A 23,434-nucleotide genomic window follows, 5' to 3' on the forward strand; every position below is an offset into this window, starting at 1 on the left:
ATCTGATGCCATCCGCACTAGAGCTTGTAGGCCAGCTGGATCAAGACGCCCTGGTCCTGCAGCGTAGAACCCAGGCGCCTGCCGCCGACACGGTGCGCCAGCACCAGGTCGAGGGTCATGCCTTGCCATTGGGCTCTGCTGACGAGGCCCCAGGATGAGAGTGTGGTGGCGGACTCGCCGATATTGCTGGCGCGGCCGCGGTCGTAGAAGGGCGTGAGCGTGAGGCCGTAGCCATCGTTCGCTTCGCGCCTAAAGGGATATTCGAACTCGACATTGAGAAAAGCGCCGCGGTCGCGCACCAGTTGGTTCTGGCGCCAACCGCGCACGGTACCCAGCCCCCCCAGCGCCAGCCCGTCCAGCGCTATCAGGCGGTCGGCGCTGTGCTGCCAGCTCAGCTTCACGACGGCCTGAGCGCCGTTCTCCAGCACTTGCTGGGTGTAGTGTGCCTGCGCCGTCCAGAGCTCGAAGCGCTTGGCCGGCATGGGAACGGGCGGCAGCGCGGGAATGTCCGTCAGGTTGTTGTGCCCGCGGCTGTAGGTGCCGCGCAATGCCAGCACCTGGCGCTCGCTGCGCCAGGCGCCGCCGAGCCAGAAGCGCCCCAGGGCTTCGCGGACTTCGCCGTCCGGTGCGCCGGGCGTGAAGGAAAAGGGCTCGCCGAGCAGGCGGGTGCGATTCTCCCGGCTCAGCCAGGTCGCGCCCAGGTTGATCTTGCGGCCCAGCGTCTCCTGCAAGGTGTGGCTGATGCCCAGCTCGCGACTGTCCAGCCGGCTGCGGATGTCGAGTTGCTCGACCGGTTCCTCGATCACCGAGGAACTGCCGTGCTCCAGGCCGAGTGAAACGGTGGTGTCGGGCAGGCCCCAGGTGACCAGCGGCAGCTGCCAGTCCAAGCGCCCGTGGCCGCCCTGACCCCCATGTTTCAGCGGTGCTTGCAGGCTCATTTCGACGATGTCGCCCCTCCCGCTCAGGTTCTTCCAATGGCCCGCCACGCCTGCTGCGACCGAGCCGATGGAGGCCGGGCGGTAGTTGTTGGCAAAAAAGCTCAAGCCCCAGGGACGCGAGCGATGGACGTCTATCTCCATCAGCGCCTCACCCTGCGCCTGGCCGGGAACCAGGCGGGCGTTCAGGCGCTCGATCAGCGGGTCGGATTGCAGCAGCAGGAAGCGCTCGCGCAGCAGGTTCATGTCCAGCACGCGGTCTTCGCGGCGCTGCAGGCGAGCGCTGACATAACGGTCGTCAAGCGCTTCCATGCCCCGCAGCCGCAGGCCACTCAAGCGTCCTTCGACGACCTCCATTTGCAGCACGCCGTCGCTCACCCGCCTTGGCAGCAGCAGGCCTGAATTGACATAGCCGCGCTCGACATAGAGCCTTGTCAGGCGCTGCCGCAGCGCCTCCAGTTCGTCCACCGTGTTGACCCGGCCGGTATGCGGTGCAGCCACCGCTTGCAGCTCCGCCGTGCCGATGACGGTGTTGCCGCGGAATTCGATGCGCTCGACACTGACCTGCGCAGGCTGTGCAACGGCGGCCGGAACCGGCGGCACAGGCAAATGGAAGCTCGGTGCATCAGCGGCCAGCGCAGGGCCGGCAAGGGCCAGCAGCGGAATCAGCAGCCGATTCATCGGCAGCCTCCCGCAGCAGGACCAAGCTTTGCGAGCGTTCGCGGCGGCGCGGCCAACACCTCACCCGCAGCCATGCCATCGCCGCCCAGCAGGCCGCGCGCCGATGCGGGCAAGCCACCGCGGCCAGCCTGACTCAGGGAGCTGCCTTCGCGGGTCTGGCAGGGGTTGCGGCCGAGGCCGCCCGTGTCTATCGGCCGGGCTTCCAGGACGCTCAGACTGCCGGAGAGATCGAGCACCGGACTGGTGATCGCGATCACACCGCTGACGCCCGTAGGCGCCGCCGCCTGGATCACGTTGAAGCCAAACACCCCGGCCTTGGGCTCCAGCGGCAGGTCGCCACCGACAAACAGGCTGTTGCCACTGGCCACCAGGCTTTTCACGTTGATGGCCACCAGGCCGCCGCTGGCCAGCGCGGCTGTTGTGTTGGCCTGCACGAAGCCGGTCTTCATCAGCATCAAGTCCGCGCCGATGGAGACATTGCCGCCGTTGCCCTGGCTGCCGAACACCGAGGTGGTCAGCAAGCTGGTGTCCAGCACCAGCAGGCGGCCGGCCTGCAGGCTGATGGCGCCACCATTGCCTTCATTGGCGCTGGTGCCGATGCCGCTGTTCTGGAGTCGTGTGGCGTCGCTGGTGGCGATGGCTATCCGGTTGGCGGCGACATTGCCGAAAGAGGAGGTGCTGATTTCCCCACCTTGCATCGCGAGCTCACGGGCCGTGACTGAAAGTACCGTGGGCTGCAAGCCGGTCGGGTTGCTGACCTCACCATTGTTATTGGCAGTGAGCGATGCACCATTCAGGAGGCTAACTCTGCCGCTGGCCCGGATGTCGATGCCGCCGACCTGGCCACCGGAGCTCGCGGTTGCAGAAGCCGAGACGCCGGTGAGCAGGCCTTCGAAGACCATGTCGCGAGCGCGCAATTGAACAGCGCCGCCAGCGCCACTGCCATAGGTGGTGGCGCTGATGAAGCTCCCTGCAACAGCGATCAATTGGCCCGTGACATCAAGCTCGATATTGCCGCCCGCTCCGCTGCTGCCCGGCAGTGCCAGGCTCAACAGGCTGGAATGGTCCAGCAGCAGGTCTGACGCCGAGATCGAGATCGAGCCGCCACGGGCTGTGGAACTGGTGCTGGTGCTGATCAGGCTGTCCTGGCTCAGGCTGACCTTGCCGCTGGCTTGCAGGTTGATGCTGCCGCCCAGGCCCTTGCCTGCGGGCAGCAGGCTGCGGCTGGCTATGCCGCTGCCGGTGAACTCGATGCTGCCAGCGCCGATCACAATATTGCCGGCATTGCCGAGCAAGGAACTGCTGCTGCTGTCGATGAGGCTGCCGCCGCTCATGCTCAGGCGGGTAGGGGCACTGATCTCGATCTGGCCCGCGTTGCCGAGGCTGCCAAGGCCGGCGGTCGTGTAGATAGATGCCTTGCTGTCCAGGCTGATGAGGGGCGCGGCCACGCGCACACGGCCGCCATTGCCGTTCGTCAGCGTTGCCGAACCGAGCGACGAGGAGCCCGACATCTCGATCCGCTGTGTTGCCTCGACATCGATATTGCCCGCGTTGCCACCGTTCTCAAATGCGGTGCTGTTGAGCTGGGCGCCGTTGCTCATCAAGAGCGACTGAGCACGCAGGGTGATGGCGCCTCCGTTGCGATCGGAATAAGTGTTGGAACTGATGTAGGAGTCGTGATTCAGCGAGAGCGTGCCACTGGCGGTAAGCGAGACATTGCCGGACGAGGCATCGTCGTACAAGGCACTGGTGCTGACGAAGCTGTTGCCATCGAGGCTCATGTGGCGTGCTGTCAGCGCGATATTGCCCGAGTTGCCGCCCGACAGGCCGGTGGCAAAGAACTGGCTGCGACCATTCATCATGAGGTCGCCACCCAGGTTCATCTCGATATCGCCGCCCTGGACGCCGCTGCCGGAAGCGAGGTTGCGGACCATGGCGCCGCTGTCCATCTTCAGCCCGCCGCTGGCCTGCAGCTTGATCGCACCAGCGCGACCAAGCAGCGCGACATTGGTGATGCTGGCATCGCCCGCCATGTCGATGGATTCAGCAGTCAGCGAAATGTTGCCGCCCGCGCCGCTGCCCCGCACGCCATAGCTGATCGTTGCCTCCGAGTCCAGGGTCAGGCCTTGCCGGGCAAGCAACTGAACGGTGCCACCTCGGCCCGTGCTGCCGGTCAGGCTGCCACCTTCGATGTAGCCACCGAGCTCCAGGCGGATGCCATTGCCCTCGACATTGATGTCGCCGGCATCGCCGGCACCTGCCGCTGTCGAGTAGAGATTCGCGCCATCGCTGATCAAGACATTGCCGGCCGCGCGCAGGCTGATAGCCGCGCCCTTGCCGCTTGTTGCCGCACGCGCATAGCTGCTGATGCTGGACAGGCCGCTGAGCGTGATCGAGCCGGCATCGAGCATGATGCGGCCGGCGTCCAGGCTGCCCAGGTTGGCGCTGCCTATCAACGCCTCGTTGCGCAGAATGATCTGCCCCGACAAGGCCGGTGGCGCGCCCGTCAAGGGCAGGTCCAGCGCCTGCTTGCCTACGGCAGCCAGCCGGATATCGGCGCTGCCGACCAGGATGGCGTTGTCGACCAGCAGGTCGCCGCCCTGCAGGTTCATGGACTGGCCGGCATTGGTTGCCAGGACCGCGCCGTCATACACCACCACAGGCTGGCTCTGCGCCCCCAGGAAACCAAACGCTTCAGGGGCTGCGGACGAGAAGCTGCTGGTCTTGCTCAGGTCCACCTGCAGGCGCGTGCCATCGGCAAACTTCAGCGAATCTGCCGTGCTCACGTGGAAGGCGCCAGGCACGTCGATGCTCGCGCCGGCGCCAAAGACGACGCCGGCCGGGTTGATGAAAAAGAAGGCCGGCTTGCCACTGGCCGCCAGCAGCGAGACCTGGCCGTTGATCCACGAGGCCTCGCCACCGGTGACGCGGCTGATCACGTTCGTGATGCCTGCCGTGCTGGTGGTGAACGTGGCACTCTCGCCGCTCGCGATATTGAAGGTCTGGAAGCTGTGGAAAAGGTTGCTGCCCGACAGCTTGCCCAGGTTCTGGCCGATCAGGAAATTGGGGCCGACGAGGCTTTGCGCGGCCTGGCCCAGGCTGGCGTCGGTGCGGATTTGAGCGAGCGCAGGCAGGGCGCCCAGCAAGGCCAGTGCCAACGCAGTCTTCAAGGGAGTTTTCATCACAGCCAATTCCCGATCAGCGAGAAGGGCGCCCAGAAGAAGGGGTGGGCGAAAGGCCGCTCGGCCAGCAGCTCGCGCTGGGCCTGGCGCAAGGCCTGGGCCTTGCTCACCCGGCCGTCGGCTATCAGCTGATAGAAGCGCTCCATCACGCGGACGGCGGCTTCGTCATCCACCGGCCACAGTGTGCCCAGCACGCTCTTGGCACGAGCCCGGATGGCGGCGCCGGAGATGCCCAGCGGCGCGCGTTCATTGCCCTCGGCAGTTTCGCAGGCCGACAGCGTGAGCAGCTCGAGCGAATGCCGCCGCAAGGCTTCGGCACCCAGCACCTCCTGCAGGTTGCCGAGGGTCAAGAGGTCGTCATAGGCCAGCATGAAGCTGGAGCGGGCATCGCCACCGAACACGCCATGCGTGGCCACATGCACGATGCGGTAGCGGCCCGAGCGCGCGGCGCGGCTGAAGGCCTCGACCGTGAAGCTCTCGTCGAGCAGGCGGTCGCCGGGCAGGATCTTGCCCAGCGCGCCGATCTCGCGGGTCACGCCGGGCAGGGCCAGCGACTCGCGCAGCGAGCGTTCGGTGCCGCCGGCGGTGTTGGCCATCAGGCCCCGGCCTGCGTCGCTCAACACCAGCTTGCTGACCACCGGACCGAAATTGGCAACGCCGGCCATCAGCGAGAGCGCCTGTGATTCATGGCTGGCGTTGGTGTTGGTCATCGAGAGACCGGAGACCGTGCTCAGCGCAAACTTGTCGATGGCAAAGCGGCTGCCGTCATGTAGCGCAGCAAATGGCACCAGGCGCAGCGCGCCGTCTGGCACCACTACAAGGGTGTCGAGCTGTTGTGCCGTGACCAGACCTTCCAGCGGGCGCAGCAGGCGGTCATAGAGCTGGCGAGCCTGCGGCATGAAGGCCGGATCGCTGCTGCGCAAAGCCTTGGCAAAGCGGCTCGCCTGCGCCCGCAATTCATCGCTGGCGATGCGCTCGGTGAATCGGCTGATGCCGCTGCGAGTTTCGACCAGCAGCTCCAGCCGTTCCGGCAGGAGCACGGTGTAGACGACCGCCGTGCCGGCCGGAATGACCGTGGCGCTGCCGCCCTTGACCGCATCGACGGCACAGCGGTCGCCCAGGAAGTCCTGCATCTCGGTCTGCTTGATGAGTTCCACCGCATCGCGCGCACGGCGCAGGTGCTCGGCGCGTTGGTCGGGCAGCAGCTTCTCCGAGGCGTCGATCAGTGCTTCTGCCAGGCCGAGGTAGACCGGCTCGAAAAGCCGCACAAACGAGGAGCTGCCATCGTCCATATCGATGGGAATATCGGCGCGCAGGGCTTCGATGCGGTCCACCGCGCGCTGATAGGCTGCAAGCGACTGGGGCGGCTGGCCCAGGGCCTTGTGCAAGCGTGCATCGCGCCATTCCAGCGCAATGGCCAGCTCGCCCAGGGCGCCCTGTGGCAGGGGTCGTAGGTGGGTCAGGGCGGCCTGGTCCAGGGCCAGGCTGTCGGCGTGGCGGCCCTGGTCTTCATAGAGCTGAGCCAGCGCATCCAGCGCCTCGATCTGCAGCCGGCTGCCGGCCGCAGCCTGGCTGTGCGCCTGTTCGATGCTGCGCCAGGCCAGCTCGGTGGCACCCAGCTCACGGGCCTGATGGCCGAGATTCAAGGACAGCGCCGGCTCGCCCATGCGGCTGATGTCTGCACTCAGCGCCAGCAAGGCCGGCAGCCGCTCCGACTTCTGCAGCGTGCGGGCCAGATTCAGGCTGGCTGCCAGCCGCAGGCGTTGGTCACTGCTGCGGCGCGCCTCCTCGAAGTAGCGACTGGCAGTGGCTTGATCGCGGGCTTGCGCGGCCAGCAGACCCAGCTCCAGCGCATAGGCCGGGCGGGCGGCCACGGTTGCGAGCTGGTAGGCGCGGGTAAGCAGCACCCGCGCTTCGTCGGTGCGACGCGCCTGCGCCAGGGCCATGCCGAACTCGCCGGCGGCGCGCATTCGTTCTTCATCGCCATGGGCAAGAGACTGGGCTGCGCTGAGCAGGGCCAAGGCCTCGTTGAGCTGACCGGCGCGGCGCAATTGCATGCCTTCGCGCAGCTGGCTTTCAAAGCTGGCCGCCGACCACGCGCAACCCAGGCACAGCAGCCAAGCGCCGCAGGCGCGTAAAAGCAGAACCCTTGCGCCCAGCAGATATCTCATGCCGTTTGCCCGCTCCAAAAGCCGGGACCGAGATTAACGCTTGCGGCCTTGCAATGCGAGCCCGGAATCAGGGGCCCCGGCGGCTTCAACTCAACGGTGCGAATCTCTCGACGTGCCGGCCGCCCTGGGCAAACGCCTGCATCGCCCGCGCAATGACAGGCTCGAACGCAGTGTCACTGGCGGTGTAGATTTCCATCCAGGTCAAGAGCTGCCCCTCATCCACACGCTGCATGAGCCGGATGTGTGCCGAGCCGCGCGCCGCCTCGAACGCGGCACGGGCCGTCGGCCCATCCTCAGGCCGCAGCTTGTAGTAGACGTAGAGCTCGCCCGGCGTCACTGCGACTTCACTGCGGCTCGGCGATGGCGTAGGGCAGGGCGCGCGGCGCCAGCAGCGGGCCGCTCGCGCTACCCAGGTGCAGGCTGCCTTCCTCGATCGCCGCCAGCTTCACCTCGGCCAGCAACAGGACCTGGCCTTCATGCTTGCCCACGCCGGCCACCAGGCCGGCCGGTTGCTCGGGGTCGGCGCTGTGGAATATCTCCTGGCCGATCTGCGCTTCACCTTCGACGAGCGCGAAGGGCAGGGTGCGCCGCTTGATCGTGCCGCGGTACTGGCTGCGCGCCACGACTTCCTGGCCGGGATAGCAGCCCTTCTGAAAATTGACACCACCCAGCAGCTCCAGGTTGATCATCTGCGGCACGAACTGCTCGATCGTTGCGCTTCGCACCCAGGCCTGGCCGGCCTGCACTTCCAGCCATTGCCAGCTTTCGGCGCCGAGCGCTGGCAGGCCTGGAGCCTGCGCGTCGGTGGCTTGCACCAGCAGGTAGCGGGGCATGCTTGCATCGTCCAGCCGCGCGTCCGGCAGGCGCATGGCCAGCGCATCACCGACGGCAGCGACAGCCCAGGTGTCGGCCAGTGCCGCATCGCCGAGCCAGGCCCGGGCGGCTTCGCCCGCCAGGCCCCAGACAGCCAGTTCGGCCGAAGCGTCGCTCAGCTTGCACTTGGCACGCATGACGAACATCGAGAGCCGCTTGAGCGTGGCCGGCAGCAATTCCGCGGGCAGGGCCAGCAGCAGTTCGTCAGGGCTGCGCTTGAAGGCCAGCATCAAGGCCAGCAGGCGACCCTTGGCCGAGCAATAGCCGGCCAGGCGGCCTTGGCTCGATGTCTGAAGGACGGTGTCCTGGGTCAATTGGCCATGGAGGAACTTGGCGGCTTCCTCGCCTTGGGCCCGCATCAGGCCCCAGTCTGTCAGGCGCACGGCGCCGCCGGTAGTCGCAAGAGAGGTGTCGGTCATGGGCTTGATTATCATCAGCGGCCACAAACACCATAGGTTGTCGGGTCTTGAGCAGTCGTCAGCGCAAGCTAAAAAGAATCAAGGGTGCCAGCCGGCTCGGCTGGCTGGCTGGCCTTCTTTTGCTGGTCGTCATGGTCGCAGGCGCGGCGGGCGGCGCAGCCTGGTGGTGGCTGCAGGCGCCTCTGGCGCTGGACAAGCCGGCCGTCGAGCTGTCCATCGAGCCCGGCACCGCGCCACGCGACGTGGCCGAGGCCTGGGTGGGCGCTGGTGTGCAAACCGATGCCCGCCTGCTGTATCAATGGTTCCGCTGGTCTGGCCAGTCACGCCAGATCCGCGCCGGCAGCTACGAGGTTCATGCCGGCATCACGCCGCGGCAGCTGCTTGCCAAGATGGTGCGCGGCGACCAGGTGATGGAGCAGGTGCGCCTGATCGAAGGCTGGAACCTGCGCCAGTTCCGCGCCGCGCTGGCCAAGGCGCCATCGCTCAAGCCCACGACCGCCGCGATGAGCGAGGGCGAGCTGATGGCCGCCATCGGCGCGGCAGGCAGCTCGGCGGAAGGCCGCTTCTATCCTGACACCTATGCCTACAGCCGCGGAGTCAGCGACTTGGCCGTGCTCAAACGCGCGCATGCGGCCATGCAGCGCAGGCTGGAGTCTGCCTGGTCTCAGCGTGAGCCGGGCCTGCCCTTGAAGAACATCGACGAGGCCTTGATTCTGGCTTCCATCGTCGAGAAGGAAACTGGCACCGCCAGCGACCGCAGCCTGGTGGCCGCCGTCTTCATCAACCGGCTGAAGCTGGGCATGCCTTTGCAGACCGACCCGACAGTGATCTACGGCCTGGGCGAAGCCTTCGACGGCAATCTGCGCAAGCGCGACCTGTTGGCCGACACGCCCTTCAACACCTACACCCGCGGCGGCCTGCCGCCCACCCCCATCGCCATGCCCGGCGCAGCGTCCCTGCATGCGGCGCTGCATCCGGCGCCGAGCCGGGCTTTGTATTTCGTGGCCCGGGGCGATGGCTCGAGCGAATTCAGCGAAGACCTCGCCGCGCATAATCGCGCCGTCAACAAATATCAGCGTGGTCATTGAGCGTGGTTTCCAGCGGCAGATTCATCAGCATTGAAGGCATCGACGGGGCGGGCAAGTCCACCCACCTGCAAAGCATGGTCGAGCGCTTCGCGAGGTCCGGTGCCACCGTCGTGCAGACCCGTGAGCCCGGTGGCACCGAGCTGGCCGAGGCGCTGCGCGGCCTCTTTCTGCACGCCGGCATGGACGGCCTGACCGAGGCCTTGCTGGTCTTCGCCGGCCGGCGCGACCATCTGCTGCGCGTGATCGAGCCGGCGCTGGCGCGCGGCGATACCGTCGTCTGCGACCGTTTTGCCGATGCCAGCTTTGCCTACCAGGGCCATGGCCGCGGCATGGACCTGCAGCAGCTCGCCACCCTCGAGCAATGGGTGCTGGAGGGCCGCCAGCCCGACCTGACCCTGTGGTTTGACCTGGACCCGGCCATCGCAGCACAGCGCCGCGTGGGTCGTGAGGTGGGCGCGCGCGAGGCAGATCGTTTCGAGCAGCAGGATCTGGAGTTCTTCACCCGGGTGCGCGCGGGCTATGCCGCCCGGGCCGCCGCGGCACCGCAGCGCTTTGTGCGCATCGATGCCGGTGTTTCCGTCGCAGAAGTGGCGGCGCAGGTCGCTGCGGCCCTGGAGTCGCGCGGATGGTGAGCGAGACCGGCATCAGCCTGCCCTGGCTGCGCGAGCCTCTGCAGGCCTCGCTCGGCCTGCGTTCGCACGCCTTGCTGATGCAAGGGCCGAATGGCGTCGGCCAGTTCGACCTGGCGATGGAACTGGCTGCTGCCTGGCTGTGCGAAGCCAGCCAAGGCTTGGCGCCGGCCTGCGGCCAATGCGCCAGCTGCAAGCTGCTGCAGTCGCGCACCCATCCGGACTTTCAGCTGCTGGTGCCCGAGGCGCTGCGCGAAAGCCTGGGGCTGGCCGACGAGTCGGTCGAGTCCGAAACCAAGGCTAGCAAGACCAAGCCCAGCCGCGAGATCAAGATCGACGCCGTGCGCGCCACGCTGGCATTTGCCCAGGCCACCTCGGCCCGCGGACGCGCCAAGGTGGTGGTGATCTACCCGGCCGAGGCCCTCAACACGGTCGCCGCCAATGCGCTCTTGAAAACGCTGGAGGAGCCCTCGGGCGTCTTGCGCTTCGTGCTGGCCAGCGACGCGCCGGAAGACCTCTTGCCGACCATTCGCAGCCGCTGCCAGGCGGTGAGCCTGGCGCTGCCGCCGCATGCGCTGGCGGTGCGCTGGCTGAGCGAGCAGGGCATGGACCAGGCCGAGGTGCTCTTGAAGGCCGCCGGTGGCCGCCCGAGGCTGGCCCAGGCCTGGGCGCAGGACGGCCTGACGGCCGCGGCCTGGCTGGCCTTGCCCAAAAGGCTGGCCCGGGGCGAGGTGGCGGCGGTGTCGGACTGGCCCGTGCCCCGCGCCATCGATGTCTTGCAACGCCTGAACCACGATCTGGTGCGCATGGCCCATGGCGCCGGCCCCAGCTATTTCCCGGCCGAGGCCCTGCCCAAGCTGCGCCAGGCCGCGCCGCTTCAGGCCTGGGGTCAGGTCTTGCAACGTGCGATGCGGCATGCCGAGCATCCGCTGAATGCCGGCCTGCTGCTCGAGTCCCTGGTCGGCCAGGGGCAGAGCGCAATGGCCGAAGCCATGGGTACACTGCGCGCATGAGCGACACACCCGCAGCAGCACCGGCGCCGCAGGGCGCCCGGCCCGGCGTCATCCAGCTGGTGTTCAAGGAAAAAGGCGCGCTCTATGCCGCCTACATGCCGATGTTCACCGACGGCGGCCTGTTCGTGCCCACCAACCGCGAGTACCGGCTGGGCGACGACATCTACCTGCTGCTGTCCATGCCAGACGATCCGCAGCGTTACCCGGTGGCCGGCAAGGTTGCCTGGATCACGCCGGCCAATGCATCCGGTGGCCGCACACAGGGCGTTGGTGTGCGCTTCCCGTCGGACGAGAAGACCCGGGTGATCAAGCTCAAGATCGAGGAGATGCTGGGCACCTCGATTTCCTCGTCCAAGCCGACGCAGACGATCTAAGCCCGCTTGCTGTTTTTCGGGCCGTGGAGGCCCTTGCGATGTTCATCGATTCCCACTGCCACCTGAGCTTCCCCGAACTGCGCGCCCAGCTGCCGCAAATCCTGGAGGCGATGCAAGCCGCCCAGGTCGACCAGGCGATCTGCATCTGCACGACGATGGAAGAATTCCCTGCCGTGCTGGCGCTGGCCGAGGAGCATCCGCAGCTCTGGGCCACGGTGGGCGTGCATCCGGACAATGAAGGCATCCATGAACCCACGGTGGCCGAACTGGTCGAAGCCGCCCGGCATCCGAAAGTGCTGGCCATCGGCGAGACAGGCCTCGACTACTACCGCCTGAACGGCCGCTCGCTGGCCGACATGGAATGGCAACGCGAGCGCTTCCGCAATCACATCCGCGCCGCCAAGATCGCGAAGAAACCGATGGTGATCCACACCCGCAGCAGTGCTGCCGATACCTTGCGGCTCTTGCAGGAAGAGGGCGGCGAAGAGGCTGGCGGCGTGTTCCATTGCTTCACCGAAGACCTGGCCGTGGCCCAGGCCGCGGTGGCGGCGGGCTTCTACATCTCCTTCTCCGGCATCCTGACCTTCAAGAACGCGCAGGACCTGCGCGACGTAGCCCACAGCCTGCCTCTTGAGCGCCTGCTCATCGAAACCGACAGCCCCTATCTGGCGCCGGTGCCGTATCGCGGCAAGCTCAACAGCCCCGCCTATGTGCCGCATGTGGCGGCGCAACTGGCGGCGATCAAGCAAATGCCGGTGGAGCAGGTCGCGGCGCAGACCACGGCCAACTGCCGGGCCCTGTTCGGACTGCCCGCATGAGCAAGCTCCAAGCATTGATTGCGGGCGCGCTGTTCGCGCTTTCCAGCGCCTCGCTGGCGATCACGCCGGATGAGCGAGACCTGCAGGTCTCGGCTGATCGCGATCACATGAGTTCGCTCAACAAGCTGCTGCAACGCGGTGTTGATCCAAACGTGGGCGACAAGGACGGCAATAGCGCGCTGATGATTGCCTTGCGCGGCGAGTCCTACCAGGCCGTCGAGCGTTTGATCGCCCACGCTGCCACCGATGTGAACAAGGCCAATGTGGCCAACGAAACGCCACTGATGTTTGCCGCGCTGCGGGGCCGGCTGGACCTGGTGAAAAAGCTGGTGGAGCGGGGCGCCAAGATCAACCGCGAGGGTTGGACGCCGCTGCACTACGCCAGCAGCGGCCCGGACAACGGCGTGGCCGCCTGGTTGCTGGAGCAGGGCGCCGAGATCGACGCGCGTGCGCCCAATGGCTCGACGGCGCTGATGATGGCCGTGCGCTATGCACCCATCGCCACCGCCGAACTGTTGCTCGCCAAGGGAGCCAATGTGCGGCTCTCCCATGAGAACGGCAACACGGCTGCCGACTTTGCCGCCAGCGCCGGACGCGATGCCCTGGCCGCGAAGGTCCTTGCAGCGGCTCGCTAGGAGCGGCTGAGGCCGCAATCCGACGTGCCGCGTGGGGTCGTCTGCCTGATTCGTGAGCCAGTTCACGAGCGGCGTGCAAGTACCTAGGAAGAAATCCGACAAGGCATTTGGCGACGGTCCGACTGTGAGGACGAGGCCCGAGTGCCTAAAGTGACTCCATCAAATCACTGATCAATGGAGTCCCTCATGATCGACACCGCCCAATCCGCTGCCAATCCTTTCGCCATGCTGCTGGACCTGGAGCGCGTGGTGCGCGAGGTCGAATGCTCGGAGCGCCTGAACCGCCTGCGCCGCCGCGTGTTCCGCCCGCTGGACAAACCGGTGATTGCGAAGACGCATGACGACGCCTTCGACTTCGACCACCAGATCGAGGCTGCCAACGACGACAGCGCTTACTGAAGATTGCACTTGCAGCCCCGGCTAGCGCGCTTCGCCCTCGGCCAGGCTGCGGGCAATCTGCCCCAGGGTCTTGATCGCCTGCTCGCTGCGCCGGTCGCCGGGATGGCCGCAGTTGAGCCGTAGGAAGTTGGCGAAACGCTGGTCGGCCGAGAACAGCTGGCCAGGTGCCACGCTGATCTGTTGCGACAAGGCCAGCCTGTGCAACTGCAAGGCGTTGATTGAGCCGGGCAGCTCGACCCACAGAAAGTAGCCGCCTTCGGGCTGCGTGACCCGTGTGCCCGGCGGAAAGTGCTTGGCAATGGCACGCAACACCTTGGCCTGATGCATGGACAAGGTGTGGCGCAGCTGGCGCAAATGGCGGTCGTAACCGCCCTGCTGCAGATAGTCTGAAATGCCTTCCTGCGAGGGCAGGGCCGTGGCCAGCGAACTCATCAGCTTGCGCCGCGCTATCTCGCCAGCGAACCGGCCCGCCGCCGTCCAGCCCACCCGGTAGCCCGGTGCGAGCGACTTGGAGAAGGAGCCGCAATGCAGCACCAGCCCGCGCTGGTCGAAAGCCTTGGCCGGCAGCGGCCGGTGGCGGCCGAAATACAGCTCCGCGTAGACGTCGTCCTCGATGAGCGGAATGCCGCGTTCGGCGAGTATCGCCACCAGCTCGCGCTTGCGTTCCTCCGGCATCAGGCTGCCCAGCGGGTTCTGGAAATTGGGCATGAACCAGCAGGCCTTCACCGGGTAGCGCGCCAGCACCGCACGCAATGAGGCCAAGTCCACACCGGAGCGCGGATTCGTGGCCACCTCCACTGCACGCAAGCCACGGCGCTCCAGCGCCTGCAAGGCCGCATAGAAGCAGGGCGCTTCGATGGCCACCAGGTCGCCAGGCTGGGTCAGCGCTTCAAGGCACAGGTTCAGCGCTTCCATGGCGCCGTTGGTGATGACGATCTCCGTCGCATCCACACTGCTGCCAGCGGCCAGGTAGCGCAAGGCGATCTGGCGCCGCAGCGTCTCGCTGCCGGGCGACAGGTCTTCCACCGTCCGCCACGGGTCGAGCCGCCGCAAGGCACGACCCACCGAGCGCGCCAGCGGCGCCAACGGGAACAATGCCGGGCTCGCAAAGGCCGAGCCCAGCGGCACCAGGTCTTGCTGACGCTCATGCCCGAGCACCTGGAACACCAGCTCACTCACGGCCACGGACTGTGCCTGCTCGGCGGCGGCGTTGGCAGCAGGTTCGGCACGCGGCTTGGCGGTGCGCGCCGTGACGAAGTAGCCCGAGCGTGGCCGCGCCTCGATCAGGCCACGCGCCTCCAGCAGGTAATAGGCCTTGAACACGGTGGAGGGGCTCACACGGCGGCTGGCGCTGACCTCTCGCACCGAAGGCAGGCGCTCACCCGCGCGCAAGCTGCCATTGCGCACCTGTTCACCCATTTCGTCGGCCAGCTGTTCGTAGCGCTTCATGTCGTGCCGGGGCAATCTGCTACCGTTCATTCATCATTTGTTGCCACTGTACTGATCTGGAAGAACGACCCATGAAAGTCCAGATCGCCAGGCATCTGATCCGCTCATTTTTCAAGCATCTGAGTCTTTTGTTGTGCGGCCGGTTTGGGCACAGTGCGGGCAAGGATTCCAAGCCCATGCCCGCACAACAGAAATTCACCGCTGCAGCGCTGCTGCTGAGCCTCGCTGGCTTGTCGAGCCTCTGTGGGCCGGCCCTGGCCAAGCCCGCCGCAACGCCGCAAGACACCATGGCCCAGCGCATGCAGGCCTGCACTGTCTGCCATGGCAAGGAAGGGCGCGCGAGCAACAGCGGCTACTTCCCACGCATTGCAGGCAAGCCGGCTGGCTATCTGTTCCACCAGCTGCTCAACTTCCGCGATGGGCGCCGCCACAACGTCGCCATGAACCACCTGGTCGAGCATCTGAGCGACGACTACCTGCGCGAGATTGCCGGCTACTTTGCCGCCCTGGAATTGCCCTATCCGCCTGGACAGAGGAGCACTGCGCCCGGCCCCTTGCTGGCACGCGGCGAACAACTGGTGCGCAAGGGCGATGCCAGCCTGTCGGTGCCCGCCTGCGTTGCCTGTCATGGCGAGCGCATGACGGGTGCCCTGCCCACGATTCCGGGTCTGCTGGGCCTGCCGCGCGACTACCTGATCGGCCAGATGGGAGCCTGGCGCACCGGGCTGCGGCGCGCCCATGCGCCGGACTGCATGTCGGCCATTGCCAAGCGCCTCAGCGCGTCCGATGTGGCCGCCGTGGCCACCTGGCTGTCTGCGCAGACACCACCAGTCGATACGCGGCCAGCAGCGAGCATCCAGCGGCCCTTGCCACTTGAATGCGGAAGCGACGTGCAGCCATGAAACTCGCTGTCCGACTGCTCCTTTGCGTTGTCGCCGCGACCTTGATGCTGGCCGGCCTGGTGGCCTGGCTCAATGTACGTGGCGAGGCGCCGTTGCCACCTGCATCAGTGGCCGCATCGTCGTCTGTTCCCGGTTCGCCCCCCGGGGCTGCAGACGCCGCAACCCTTGCGCGCGGCGCCTATCTCGCCAAGGCCGGCAATTGCGCCGCCTGCCACGGCGCGAGTTATGCGGGTGGCCGTGGCATTGCCACGCCCTTCGGCAGCGTCTTCAGCTCCAACCTGACGCCCGACGCTGCAACAGGCATAGGCAACTGGTCCTCGGCCGAGTTTTGGCGCGCGATGCATCACGGCCGTTCCAAGGACGGGCGCTTGCTCTACCCGGCATTTCCGTACACGAGCTACACACTGGTGACGCGGGAAGACTCCGATGCAATTCACGCATTCCTGCGCAGCCTGCCGCCGGTGCAGCAGGCCAATCGCCGGCATGAATTGCGCTTTCCTTACCAGTACCAGGCGTCGCTGGCGGTATGGCGCGCGCTCTACTTTCGACCGGCCAGCTTTGAGCCGGACGAAAAGCAGTCGGCCGAGGTGAACCGCGGCGGCTATCTGGTGCGCGGCCTGGGTCATTGCATGGCCTGCCACAGCGGCCGCAACGCGCTGGGCGGGTCCAACGAAGACGGCAGCGGCGGCCTGATCGCAGTGCAGAACTGGTACGCACCTTCGCTGAGTGCGGCTCGTGAAGCCGGCGTTGCCGCATGGCCGACTACCGACGTGGTGAGCCTGCTGAAAACCGGTCGCGCGCCACATGGGACGGTCACAGGGCCCATGGCTGAGGTTGTGTTCCGCAGCACCCAGCACCTGGCCGTCGAAGACCTGCAAGCGATGGCCAAATATCTGCAGAGCTTGCCGCCGAGCACATCGCGCCCGGTGGGCAACAAGCTCACTGATCCGGCGGTACGAACACTGGGCGCCAAGGTCTACGAGCAGCACTGCGCCAGTTGCCACGGCAAGCAAGGCGAGGGCGCTCACGGCCTCTATCCACCGCTGGCCGGCAACCGCGCGGTGTCCCTCGATTCGCCGGTCAACCTGATCCAGATGGTCCTGCAGGGAGGATTCGCGCCCAGCACTGCCGGCAATCCGCGTCCTTTCGGCATGCCTCCGTTCCGGCAGACGCTCTCGGACTCCGAGGTTGCGGCCGTGGTCAGCCATCTGCGGCAATCCTGGGGCCACAAGGCCTCGGCGGTCAGCGCGTTGGAGGTCTTGCGGGTGCGGTGATGGATGGACCTGCAAACGTCCGGTTCGGGTGAGCGAGAAGCCGCGCGTGGTCGATGCTGAAGATGTCGAATTTCATGGGAGGGAGATCTGTGAAGACGCCATCTAAAATATCGACAATGTGTATATTGCTGGCCCCTGCCATTTCGGGGTTAGCCCGCTTGGTTACTGCGTTTGCGTCGTTCCCGGCGAGCGACAAAACGACGCACAGAAAAACCGACAAAGCAGCCGCTGCGGACTGCAAAAAGGGGTTGCGCCTGGGAAGGTTTGCGACCTCTTGAAGTTCCCAAAGTTGGGCCGGGTCGGCATCCAGAAGGCACGCTAGAACCGCGATTTTTTCCTTTGGCATTGCCTTCTTGCCGGCGCGCGTTGCGCTTAGGTTTGATTGCGCCATGCCCAGGCGGTTAGCAAGTGCGGTTTGTGACCCGCACACATTGACTGCCGCGTCAATTGCGTTTTTCCATGAGTCCACAACGTCACCTCGCATCTACGCTCCCGGCCTATATCCAATTTCGGATATATCCCAAATCAGGAGCCAACCTTGATCAAAGTGACTGTATACCAGCAGCCCGTTCGCGAGCTTTCTGGCAATGCCCGCGAGTCCGGCAAGCCCTATCACCTGCGCATTCAGACTGCCTACGCGCATATCGTCGATGAGGCCGGCAACCCACTGCCTGTCCCGGAAAAGTTCGAAGTGATCCTGGAGAAAGACCAGCAGCCCTTCGCGCCCGGTGACTACACCCTGCACCCTTCGAGCCTCTACCTCGACCGTAACGGCAAGCTGTCGCTGTCGCCTCGGTTGGCTCCGCTGCGCGCCAAGCCTGCCACGGCTTGAGGGGTGCACCCATGGCTGCGGGTGACTTTGTGACCGTCCAGCACGCGGCAGAACTTGCGGTTCTGCGCATGTGCCTCGTGTCGGTCCTCTCTCGGGCGATGGTCGATGACCGGGAGGTCTGCGGCCTCTCGGTGTCCATCAGCCCTGACGCGTTCGCGCCTGCAATGTCCATCGATGTGGAATTGCAAGGGCAGGGCGGCGTCCCTGTCGGGGGCTTCTCGCTGTGAGCCTGCACGCAGCGATTAACTGGCATGCCGAACACGGCGAGCCCTTCGATGCCTTGGCCCGTGAGCGGCTGGGCATCCGTGCGCGGCCCGAGTATTCGAGCCGCGCCCATCTTCAAGACAAGTTCGAACACGGCTACACGACGCCGGTTCGTTCGCGCCAACATCGGGCCGAACAGTTCGCGGTGTCGCGGGCTGCTGAACGCGGCGAAGCCGCGGGGCTTGTCTCAGTTCCAACAAGTTGGAAAACCGACTTGGCGGAAGCTGTTGATTCTCTGGATTTGGTGCTGTGCACCGACGAGGCAAAAGCAAAGCGTCGGCTTGCGAAGCTCCGCTGCGCGGTCGGCTTCTCCGCACGCGCCCATGCGGTCAGCGAAAAGGGGCATAGGACCGATCAAGCGTGGATGGTGACGCTTACGTACCGCCCTGGCGTCGATTGGAGCCCCAAGCACGTCTCGGGCGCCTTGCTGAAGGCCCGCGACTGGTGCCGCTCCAAGGGCTACGCCTTCCGCTACGTCTGGATCGCAGAGATTCAAGACGGCAAGCGGCGCGCTGATGGCGTCGGTCGCGACGTCATCCATTACCACGCTGTTGTGTGGCTTCCTGTGGGTGTTCGCTGCCCGCATTTCGACAAGCGCGGCTGGTGGCCTCACGGCATGAGCCAGTCGCTCAAAGCAAAGAACTCAATCGGCTACCTCCTGCACTACCTCAAAAAGGATAAGGAGCTAGCAGCCATGCCGAAAGGGGCGCGTGCATATGGTGTTGGTGGCCTGGATAAAACTGCTCGCCGTTCTCGGCGTTGGCTCGGTCTGCCTTCTTTTGTGCAGGCGAATTCTGACGTTCACGACGACTGGAAAAGAGCGGCAGGAGGCGGTTGGGCTTCTCCTGATGGCGTCCTGTATCCAAGCGAATTCGAGCGGGTCAAGGTCGGCGGTATTGATGCCTTACGGCGCGTCCATCGGCATTCCCGAGCGATTGAAGCGGGCGGCCCGTTCTCCTGGCTGAGTCGCTCCCCTGTTCATTGATTCCCGGCACCCGGCGCTTGGTGCATCGCCGGTCTGCTTTCTTCGCGCACCGTTGGGGGGTTGTATGTCGCTGTTCCTGTTGTGGTGTTCTGAGCCGTTTTGGACGTTCTTTCCGGCGTTCTAAACGGGTGTCGTGATGAGTGTTTGCATTCCCCCGGCTCCTGTTGAGCTTGTCTGCGACCCGGACGCACTTTGCGAGCCCGGTCTCACGCCGTCTGCTCCGTACCGGCTGCCAGATGGCGAAACCTGCGCGGGCTTGCTTGTCGCCGAGCCGGGCGAATTGCAAACGCTCACCGTTGACCCTGCCGAGGTCGCTTACGTGTCCTCGTGGGGGTTCTTTGTGGTGGTGGGCCTTTGGGCGATTGGCTACGGTATTTCAGCCGGGCTCAAGGTCATTCGTTTGGTTTGAATCTGCCCATGTTGGGCGATCCGTTGCCGGCCCGGTTTTGGCTGGTGTTTCTAAAGGAGTTTCAAAAATGGAAGACATTCTGGCCGCAGTCGATCTGGCAGGCGTTGCAACGTTCGTGGGCACCGCTGGCGTCCTGATCATCGGCATCGCGATGGCCTTCAAGGGCATTGGCCTGGGCAAGCGCGCAGTGCGCGGCGCCTAATCATGGCTCTGAGTCCACTCATGGCGGTTTTTTGGGCGTCTATGGCACTCATCGGCGCCATGGGTGGGCTCTGTTTTATCTTCGGTTTGAAGGGGGCAGGGCAATGAAGTATTTCCGTGCTCTCTGGCTGTGGTGGGTTGCTGTCTGCGTCCTTTGGGCGCCCGTCGCTGCCTATGCACAAATTTCCTATTCGGCGAGCGGTGGCCGCGTTGTCGCGCCTGCGTTGAATACTCTTTCTGGCTCTGCTGGCTTCGAGCGCTTCATGCGCAACGTCACTGGCACGAGCCTCGATATCGTTGACCGCACAACAGGCAAGATTGGGGCGAAGACGTTTCCCGTTGATCTGGCTCGCGGTGTCACCAAGGGCGGCATGATGACGGCTGCGGCGCGTGCCGCTGGCGCGCTCGCTTCTGGCACTGTCGGTATGTTGGTCCTGCCCGTTGCGGCTGGCGCTGCGTGGTGCAAGTACAGCACCGGGGACTGGTTGTGTATGCCCATCGGCGACAAACAGAACATCAGTCAATGGTATTGCCGTGGCATCAACGAACCTACCAACGGGCGGTTTCTCGCCACTGGTTCCACGCATGGTCAGGCCTGCAACGCTGCGTTTGCGAAGTTCAATGAATATTGGGGCGGTCGGACGATCAATTACGGCGGCGGCTGTGTCGCTACCTTTACTTATTCGCTCACCGGTTCCGGTCCGACGTATACGGTTATGCAGACCATTTCGTCGCCCGGCAATTGTGCTGGTTCCAGTGCTCCCGCGTACTACGGGCAACAGACTGGCTACTCATCCACAGAGCTGATTTGTCCCGCTGTCCCTGGCTTGCCGGGGTACGAGTCTCCGGGCGGTGCTCCCAACGCCAACGGCAAATGCCCGACCGGTGGCTTTGCGCCAGCTGATGAAACCACGGTCACAACTCGAGTTGGCGCTGAGGTCAAGACTGCCGCTGATGTTGAAGGGCTCGCCAAAGACCTGTTAGGGTCCGGCGTGGATTTGACGCCCCAGGCTGCGCCGGGTCAGCTTAGCGGCCCTTCTGTTGTCGAGGGACCGTCGAAGGTCACCACACGGACCAAGCCTGACGGGACCACGGAAACCATTACCGAGCAGACACGGTACAACGTCACTTATGCGGGCGACACCTTCAACTACACGACCAACACCACGACCGTGAACAACACCACGGGCGAAACGACGACTGAGACGAAAGACGAGGAAGACGTTGCGCCGCCCTCTGATCCGTCCATGCCGCCGCAGCCGGATCTGTACGAACAGAAGTATCCGGACGGCCTCGCGGGCGTTTGGAACAATGCGGCGGCTGGCTTGCAGTCGACTCCCATCTTTACGTTCTTGGCGAGCCTTGTTCCTGGCGTCGGGGATGGCGGCTGTCCTACTTGGTCGATGCCCATCATGACCGGCTGGAAGCAGTTTGCGAACGCGGATATCAGTGTGCCGTGTTACGTCTGGTCGGCTATTCGCGGGATCATGGTTTGCACGGCGTTGATCTCCTGCCGCCGCATCATTTTCGGGGGCTGACATGGCCGCAATTGTTCAGGGTCTGAGCTACATCCTCGCGAAGATCGTCGCGGCGCTGGTTTGGCTCGGCGAGCTTGCCATCGGTGTTTTCAAGGCTGCCTGGCTGTTCGCTACTGATGTGGTCTGCTGGGGCTTTGAGTCGGTTCTCGCTCTCGTTACGGTCATCTTGGGCGCGTTCGATTTTTCGGGTCTGACTGCCCAGGCCGGCGCGTGGGCCGGCTTGCCGGCTGAACTGCTAGAGGTGCTGGCCGCAATCGGTTTGAGTACCTCTGTCGGCTTGATCGTCACGGCTCTCGGAATCCGGCTGATGTTGCAGCTCGTGCCGTTCACGCGCCTCGGCTCATGATCAATTTCCTTCTCGGTGCCCCAGGTGGCGGCAAGAGCTACGAAGCGACCGTGTTTCACATCCTCCCTGCCTTGGAGAAGGGCCGGAAGGTAATCACGAATCTGCCTCTCGATCTTGAGAAGATCGGGCAAATCGACGCGGCGTATCCGTCCCTCATTGAGTTGCGCACAGCGTCCAAGCGGGAAGGGGTGAAGGGGCAGGGCGACAAGGCGCGGCCCTGGCGTGCGTTCGAGCATGCCGACGACTTCGGCGACCCGTGGCGCCGTGCCGATGGCATCGGCCCCTTGTATGTGATTGACGAGTGTCACCTCGCGATGCCGAAAGGTGAGACCGAGCGGGGTGTTGAAGAATGGTTCAGCCTTCACCGGCACGAAAACGCCGATGTGCTGCTGATCACGCAGTCATATGGCAAGGTGAGTGCGGCCATTCGTGACTTGGTTCAGGTCGTTTACCGCGTCCGGAAGAATGTGGCGCTCGGCTCGATGGGCAGCTACACCCGCAAGGTGCAAGACGGGCTGCGCGGCGAGGTTGTCAACACCTCGATTCGCAAGTACGAAAAGCGGTTCTTTGGGCTCTATCGGTCGCACACCCGTGGCCGCAGCGCGGAGGAGCTAGGCGCCAGCGATGTGCGGCCTATCTGGATGCATTGGAGCTTCATAGGCTCTTTCATTTGCTTCGTCCTGCTCATCGGTATCGTTGCATCCGGGAAGGTGTCTGCCCCCTGGTCGGTCAAGACGCCCCAAGCTGTAGGCAAGTCGGCTACCTCTGTTCAGCCCCAGGCCGCGCAGCAAGCGCGCCCTGTGGCTGCTGGGCATCCTCAGCGGCAGGCCCTGGCCCCTGTCGCCGCTTCGTCGGCGTCGGCGCCTGCGGCGGTCGAGCCTTTTGCCGGTCGCGGCTTGCACCTCACAGGGTTCATGCAAATGGGGGCGCGGCGCATTTGGACTTTCAGCCTCAGCCAAAACGGACAGCAGATTGCCGCATTGACTGATTCCGAACTCGTGGCCGCTGGCTACGAATGGCACGGGGAGAGCCACTGCTCAGGGCGCTTGAGGCTCAACGGCGGGGAGCGCGTCGTTATCTGCGACGCTCCCCAAGTCGGTGTAAACATCCCCACGCCAAAGAAAGCCGGCGAAGCGTAGGGGGGGCCCCGCTTGCGGGGGGTTCCTGCGCTTTGCTGGCCTTCTATCGCCCGTGTATCGTTCAGCCTCTCAAATGGGGGCTAGATGGGCATTCAAGACCGGGACTGGTATCACGACAGGCAGCGCAGGCGGGAGGCCGGCATAGCCCCTTCTCGTGCCGCTGATCGCTGGTGGCCCTGGCTATTTGCCGTGGGCATCGTGGCAGCTTTCTATGTGGCTAGTAAGCTGCTTTTGCGCTAGTGCCTGGGGTATGGGGCGGGCCCCATGTAGGCCGTCAGGCCGTAACTTCAGCCGTCGACCACGCCGCATCATTGGCCGCGCTTGCATGTCGTTGAACTAGCCCGGTCGGCTTCGCGTCCTGGCGACCGTATTTGACTGTTTGCCATAGAGCGGCGTTTGTTGCAGCGGTCAACGCCGTAAGGTTTTGCATCTCGCAATCCCAAACGCTGTGGCCTTCGCGAGACAACCACCACAAGGAAAGCAGAGCGACTCTCGGGGTCTTTCCATGTTTCCAGCGCTCTACGGTTCGCTTCGAAACACCAAGGGCTTTTGCGATTTTTGCGGCTGGTGGGTTGCCGATATCGGCGAGGATTTCGGCCAGTTCTCCGGGCCACTTTGGTAGACGGTTCAGCATGGCTGAATCATGCGCCGGTCGCAGATTTTTCGGCCGTGAAGCAGTCCACGGAGCCAGCCAGCCAGACGGGCCAAAAGTTCGACAATGTGTATTATGTAAACAAGCGAATTCGTACAGCAAATCCTGTCATCAATGATTCCCCCCCTAGGGGAGGGTCAGCCGGCATTCATGTAATTTCACGCCAAATCGAGCCTAAGTCCTTGTCGCTCTGAGGAAATTCAGAATTTCTCTCCCACGGTGAACC

The 23,434-nt window shown here is 64.9% G+C and carries 25 protein-coding genes; 17 read left to right on the forward strand and 8 right to left on the reverse strand.

Annotation, left to right across the window (positions count from 1 at the left end; translation table 11 throughout):
* Positions 1-17: 17 nt before the first annotated feature.
* The 5 genes from ABT392_RS07805 to ygfZ form a co-directional block, all read right to left on the reverse strand.
* On the reverse strand, positions 18-1,616 hold the full coding sequence (locus ABT392_RS07805; RefSeq protein WP_395386120.1) for a ShlB/FhaC/HecB family hemolysin secretion/activation protein: 1,599 nt from the start codon (positions 1,614-1,616) through the stop codon (positions 18-20).
* Entirely contained in the window at positions 1,613-4,798 is a 3,186-nt protein-coding gene (locus tag ABT392_RS07810) for a two-partner secretion domain-containing protein (RefSeq protein ID WP_395386119.1), read from the reverse strand. Before ABT392_RS07810 ends, ABT392_RS07805 begins: the two co-directional genes overlap by 4 nt.
* Complete coding sequence (locus tag ABT392_RS07815; protein ID WP_395386118.1) at positions 4,798-6,969, reverse strand: CHAT domain-containing protein; 2,172 nt, start codon at positions 6,967-6,969, stop codon at positions 4,798-4,800. Before ABT392_RS07815 ends, ABT392_RS07810 begins: the two co-directional genes overlap by 1 nt.
* An 85-nt stretch (positions 6,970-7,054) precedes the next feature.
* Complete coding sequence (locus tag ABT392_RS07820; protein WP_334276796.1) at positions 7,055-7,306, reverse strand: DUF4936 family protein; 252 nt, start codon at positions 7,304-7,306, stop codon at positions 7,055-7,057.
* A gap of 7 nt (positions 7,307-7,313) precedes the next feature.
* Positions 7,314-8,261, reverse strand: a complete 948-nt coding sequence (ygfZ, locus tag ABT392_RS07825; protein ID WP_334276795.1) for a CAF17-like 4Fe-4S cluster assembly/insertion protein YgfZ — start codon at positions 8,259-8,261, stop codon at positions 7,314-7,316.
* 104 nt (positions 8,262-8,365) lie between these two features.
* Here ygfZ and mltG point away from each other — a divergent pair, with 104 nt between their 5' ends.
* The 7 genes from mltG (at position 8,366) to ABT392_RS07860 (ending at position 13,217) form a co-directional block, all read left to right on the forward strand.
* The gene (gene mltG, locus ABT392_RS07830; RefSeq protein WP_395386843.1) at positions 8,366-9,349 is read left to right on the forward strand and encodes an endolytic transglycosylase MltG; all 984 of its coding nucleotides are present in this window, start codon (positions 8,366-8,368) and stop codon (positions 9,347-9,349) included.
* A complete protein-coding gene (tmk, locus tag ABT392_RS07835; protein ID WP_334276794.1) occupies positions 9,346-9,981 on the forward strand; it encodes a dTMP kinase in 636 nt (211 codons plus the stop codon). The genes mltG and tmk overlap by 4 nt, the downstream gene beginning before the upstream one ends.
* Positions 9,975-10,991, forward strand: coding sequence for a DNA polymerase III subunit delta' (gene holB, locus ABT392_RS07840; RefSeq protein WP_395386117.1), 1,017 nt, complete (start codon positions 9,975-9,977; stop codon positions 10,989-10,991). The genes tmk and holB overlap by 7 nt, the downstream gene beginning before the upstream one ends.
* On the forward strand, positions 10,988-11,365 hold the full coding sequence (locus ABT392_RS07845; RefSeq protein ID WP_334276792.1) for a PilZ domain-containing protein: 378 nt from the start codon (positions 10,988-10,990) through the stop codon (positions 11,363-11,365). Before holB ends, ABT392_RS07845 begins: the two co-directional genes overlap by 4 nt.
* 38 nt (positions 11,366-11,403) lie before the next feature.
* Entirely contained in the window at positions 11,404-12,183 is a 780-nt protein-coding gene (locus tag ABT392_RS07850) for a TatD family hydrolase (protein ID WP_334276791.1), read from the forward strand.
* Positions 12,180-12,818, forward strand: a complete 639-nt coding sequence (locus ABT392_RS07855) for an ankyrin repeat domain-containing protein (protein WP_395386116.1) — start codon at positions 12,180-12,182, stop codon at positions 12,816-12,818. Before ABT392_RS07850 ends, ABT392_RS07855 begins: the two co-directional genes overlap by 4 nt.
* Positions 12,819-13,004: 186 nt before the next feature.
* Positions 13,005-13,217: a hypothetical protein gene (locus ABT392_RS07860; RefSeq protein ID WP_334276789.1), complete on the forward strand. Its 213-nt coding sequence runs from the start codon at positions 13,005-13,007 to the stop codon at positions 13,215-13,217.
* Between the two features lie 21 nt (positions 13,218-13,238).
* Here ABT392_RS07860 and ABT392_RS07865 read toward each other — a convergent pair whose 3' ends face one another.
* Positions 13,239-14,666 (reverse strand): aminotransferase-like domain-containing protein, encoded by a 1,428-nt coding sequence (locus ABT392_RS07865; RefSeq protein WP_395386842.1) that lies wholly within the window; start codon positions 14,664-14,666, stop codon positions 13,239-13,241.
* Positions 14,667-14,842: 176 nt separating this feature from the next.
* Between ABT392_RS07865 and ABT392_RS07870 the strand changes: the two genes are divergently transcribed.
* Complete coding sequence (locus tag ABT392_RS07870) at positions 14,843-15,568, forward strand: c-type cytochrome (protein WP_395386115.1); 726 nt, start codon at positions 14,843-14,845, stop codon at positions 15,566-15,568.
* Positions 15,565-16,842 (forward strand): cytochrome c, encoded by a 1,278-nt coding sequence (locus tag ABT392_RS07875; RefSeq protein ID WP_464970947.1) that lies wholly within the window; start codon positions 15,565-15,567, stop codon positions 16,840-16,842. The genes ABT392_RS07870 and ABT392_RS07875 overlap by 4 nt, the downstream gene beginning before the upstream one ends.
* Here the strand turns inward: ABT392_RS07875 and ABT392_RS07880 are convergent.
* On the reverse strand, positions 16,811-17,311 hold the full coding sequence (locus ABT392_RS07880; protein WP_464970948.1) for a hypothetical protein: 501 nt from the start codon (positions 17,309-17,311) through the stop codon (positions 16,811-16,813). The genes ABT392_RS07875 and ABT392_RS07880 overlap by 32 nt on opposite strands.
* A 78-nt stretch (positions 17,312-17,389) precedes the next feature.
* Here ABT392_RS07880 and ABT392_RS07885 point away from each other — a divergent pair, with 78 nt between their 5' ends.
* The 8 genes from ABT392_RS07885 to ABT392_RS07920 all read left to right on the forward strand — a co-directional run bounded on the left by ABT392_RS07885 (position 17,390) and on the right by ABT392_RS07920 (position 22,556).
* Positions 17,390-17,674, forward strand: coding sequence for a single-stranded DNA-binding protein (locus ABT392_RS07885; protein ID WP_395386841.1), 285 nt, complete (start codon positions 17,390-17,392; stop codon positions 17,672-17,674).
* Positions 17,675-17,685: 11 nt separating this feature from the next.
* Positions 17,686-17,901, forward strand: coding sequence for a hypothetical protein (locus ABT392_RS07890; protein ID WP_395386112.1), 216 nt, complete (start codon positions 17,686-17,688; stop codon positions 17,899-17,901).
* Complete coding sequence (locus ABT392_RS07895) at positions 17,898-18,923, forward strand: rolling circle replication-associated protein (RefSeq protein ID WP_395386111.1); 1,026 nt, start codon at positions 17,898-17,900, stop codon at positions 18,921-18,923. Before ABT392_RS07890 ends, ABT392_RS07895 begins: the two co-directional genes overlap by 4 nt.
* A 136-nt stretch (positions 18,924-19,059) precedes the next feature.
* Positions 19,060-19,332: a hypothetical protein gene (locus tag ABT392_RS07900; RefSeq protein ID WP_395386110.1), complete on the forward strand. Its 273-nt coding sequence runs from the start codon at positions 19,060-19,062 to the stop codon at positions 19,330-19,332.
* 67 nt (positions 19,333-19,399) lie between these two features.
* Positions 19,400-19,534: a hypothetical protein gene (locus ABT392_RS07905; RefSeq protein WP_395386109.1), complete on the forward strand. Its 135-nt coding sequence runs from the start codon at positions 19,400-19,402 to the stop codon at positions 19,532-19,534.
* Positions 19,535-19,637: 103 nt separating this feature from the next.
* Positions 19,638-21,071, forward strand: a complete 1,434-nt coding sequence (locus tag ABT392_RS07910; RefSeq protein ID WP_395386108.1) for a hypothetical protein — start codon at positions 19,638-19,640, stop codon at positions 21,069-21,071.
* A 1-nt stretch (position 21,072) separates the two neighbouring features.
* Positions 21,073-21,417, forward strand: coding sequence for a hypothetical protein (locus tag ABT392_RS07915; protein ID WP_395386107.1), 345 nt, complete (start codon positions 21,073-21,075; stop codon positions 21,415-21,417).
* Positions 21,414-22,556 carry a zonular occludens toxin domain-containing protein gene (locus ABT392_RS07920; RefSeq protein WP_395386106.1) on the forward strand — a complete coding sequence of 381 codons (1,143 nt, stop codon included), beginning with the start codon at positions 21,414-21,416 and terminating at the stop codon, positions 22,554-22,556. Before ABT392_RS07915 ends, ABT392_RS07920 begins: the two co-directional genes overlap by 4 nt.
* A gap of 274 nt (positions 22,557-22,830) precedes the next feature.
* On the opposite strand, the gene ABT392_RS07925 is transcribed toward ABT392_RS07920, so the two are convergent.
* Positions 22,831-23,190 (reverse strand): hypothetical protein, encoded by a 360-nt coding sequence (locus ABT392_RS07925; RefSeq protein WP_395386105.1) that lies wholly within the window; start codon positions 23,188-23,190, stop codon positions 22,831-22,833.
* Between the last annotated feature and the right edge of the window lie 244 nt (positions 23,191-23,434).

This window comes from Paucibacter sp. JuS9 (assembly GCF_044043925.2).
Taxonomy (GTDB): Bacteria; Pseudomonadota; Gammaproteobacteria; order Burkholderiales; family Burkholderiaceae_C; genus JAUASW01.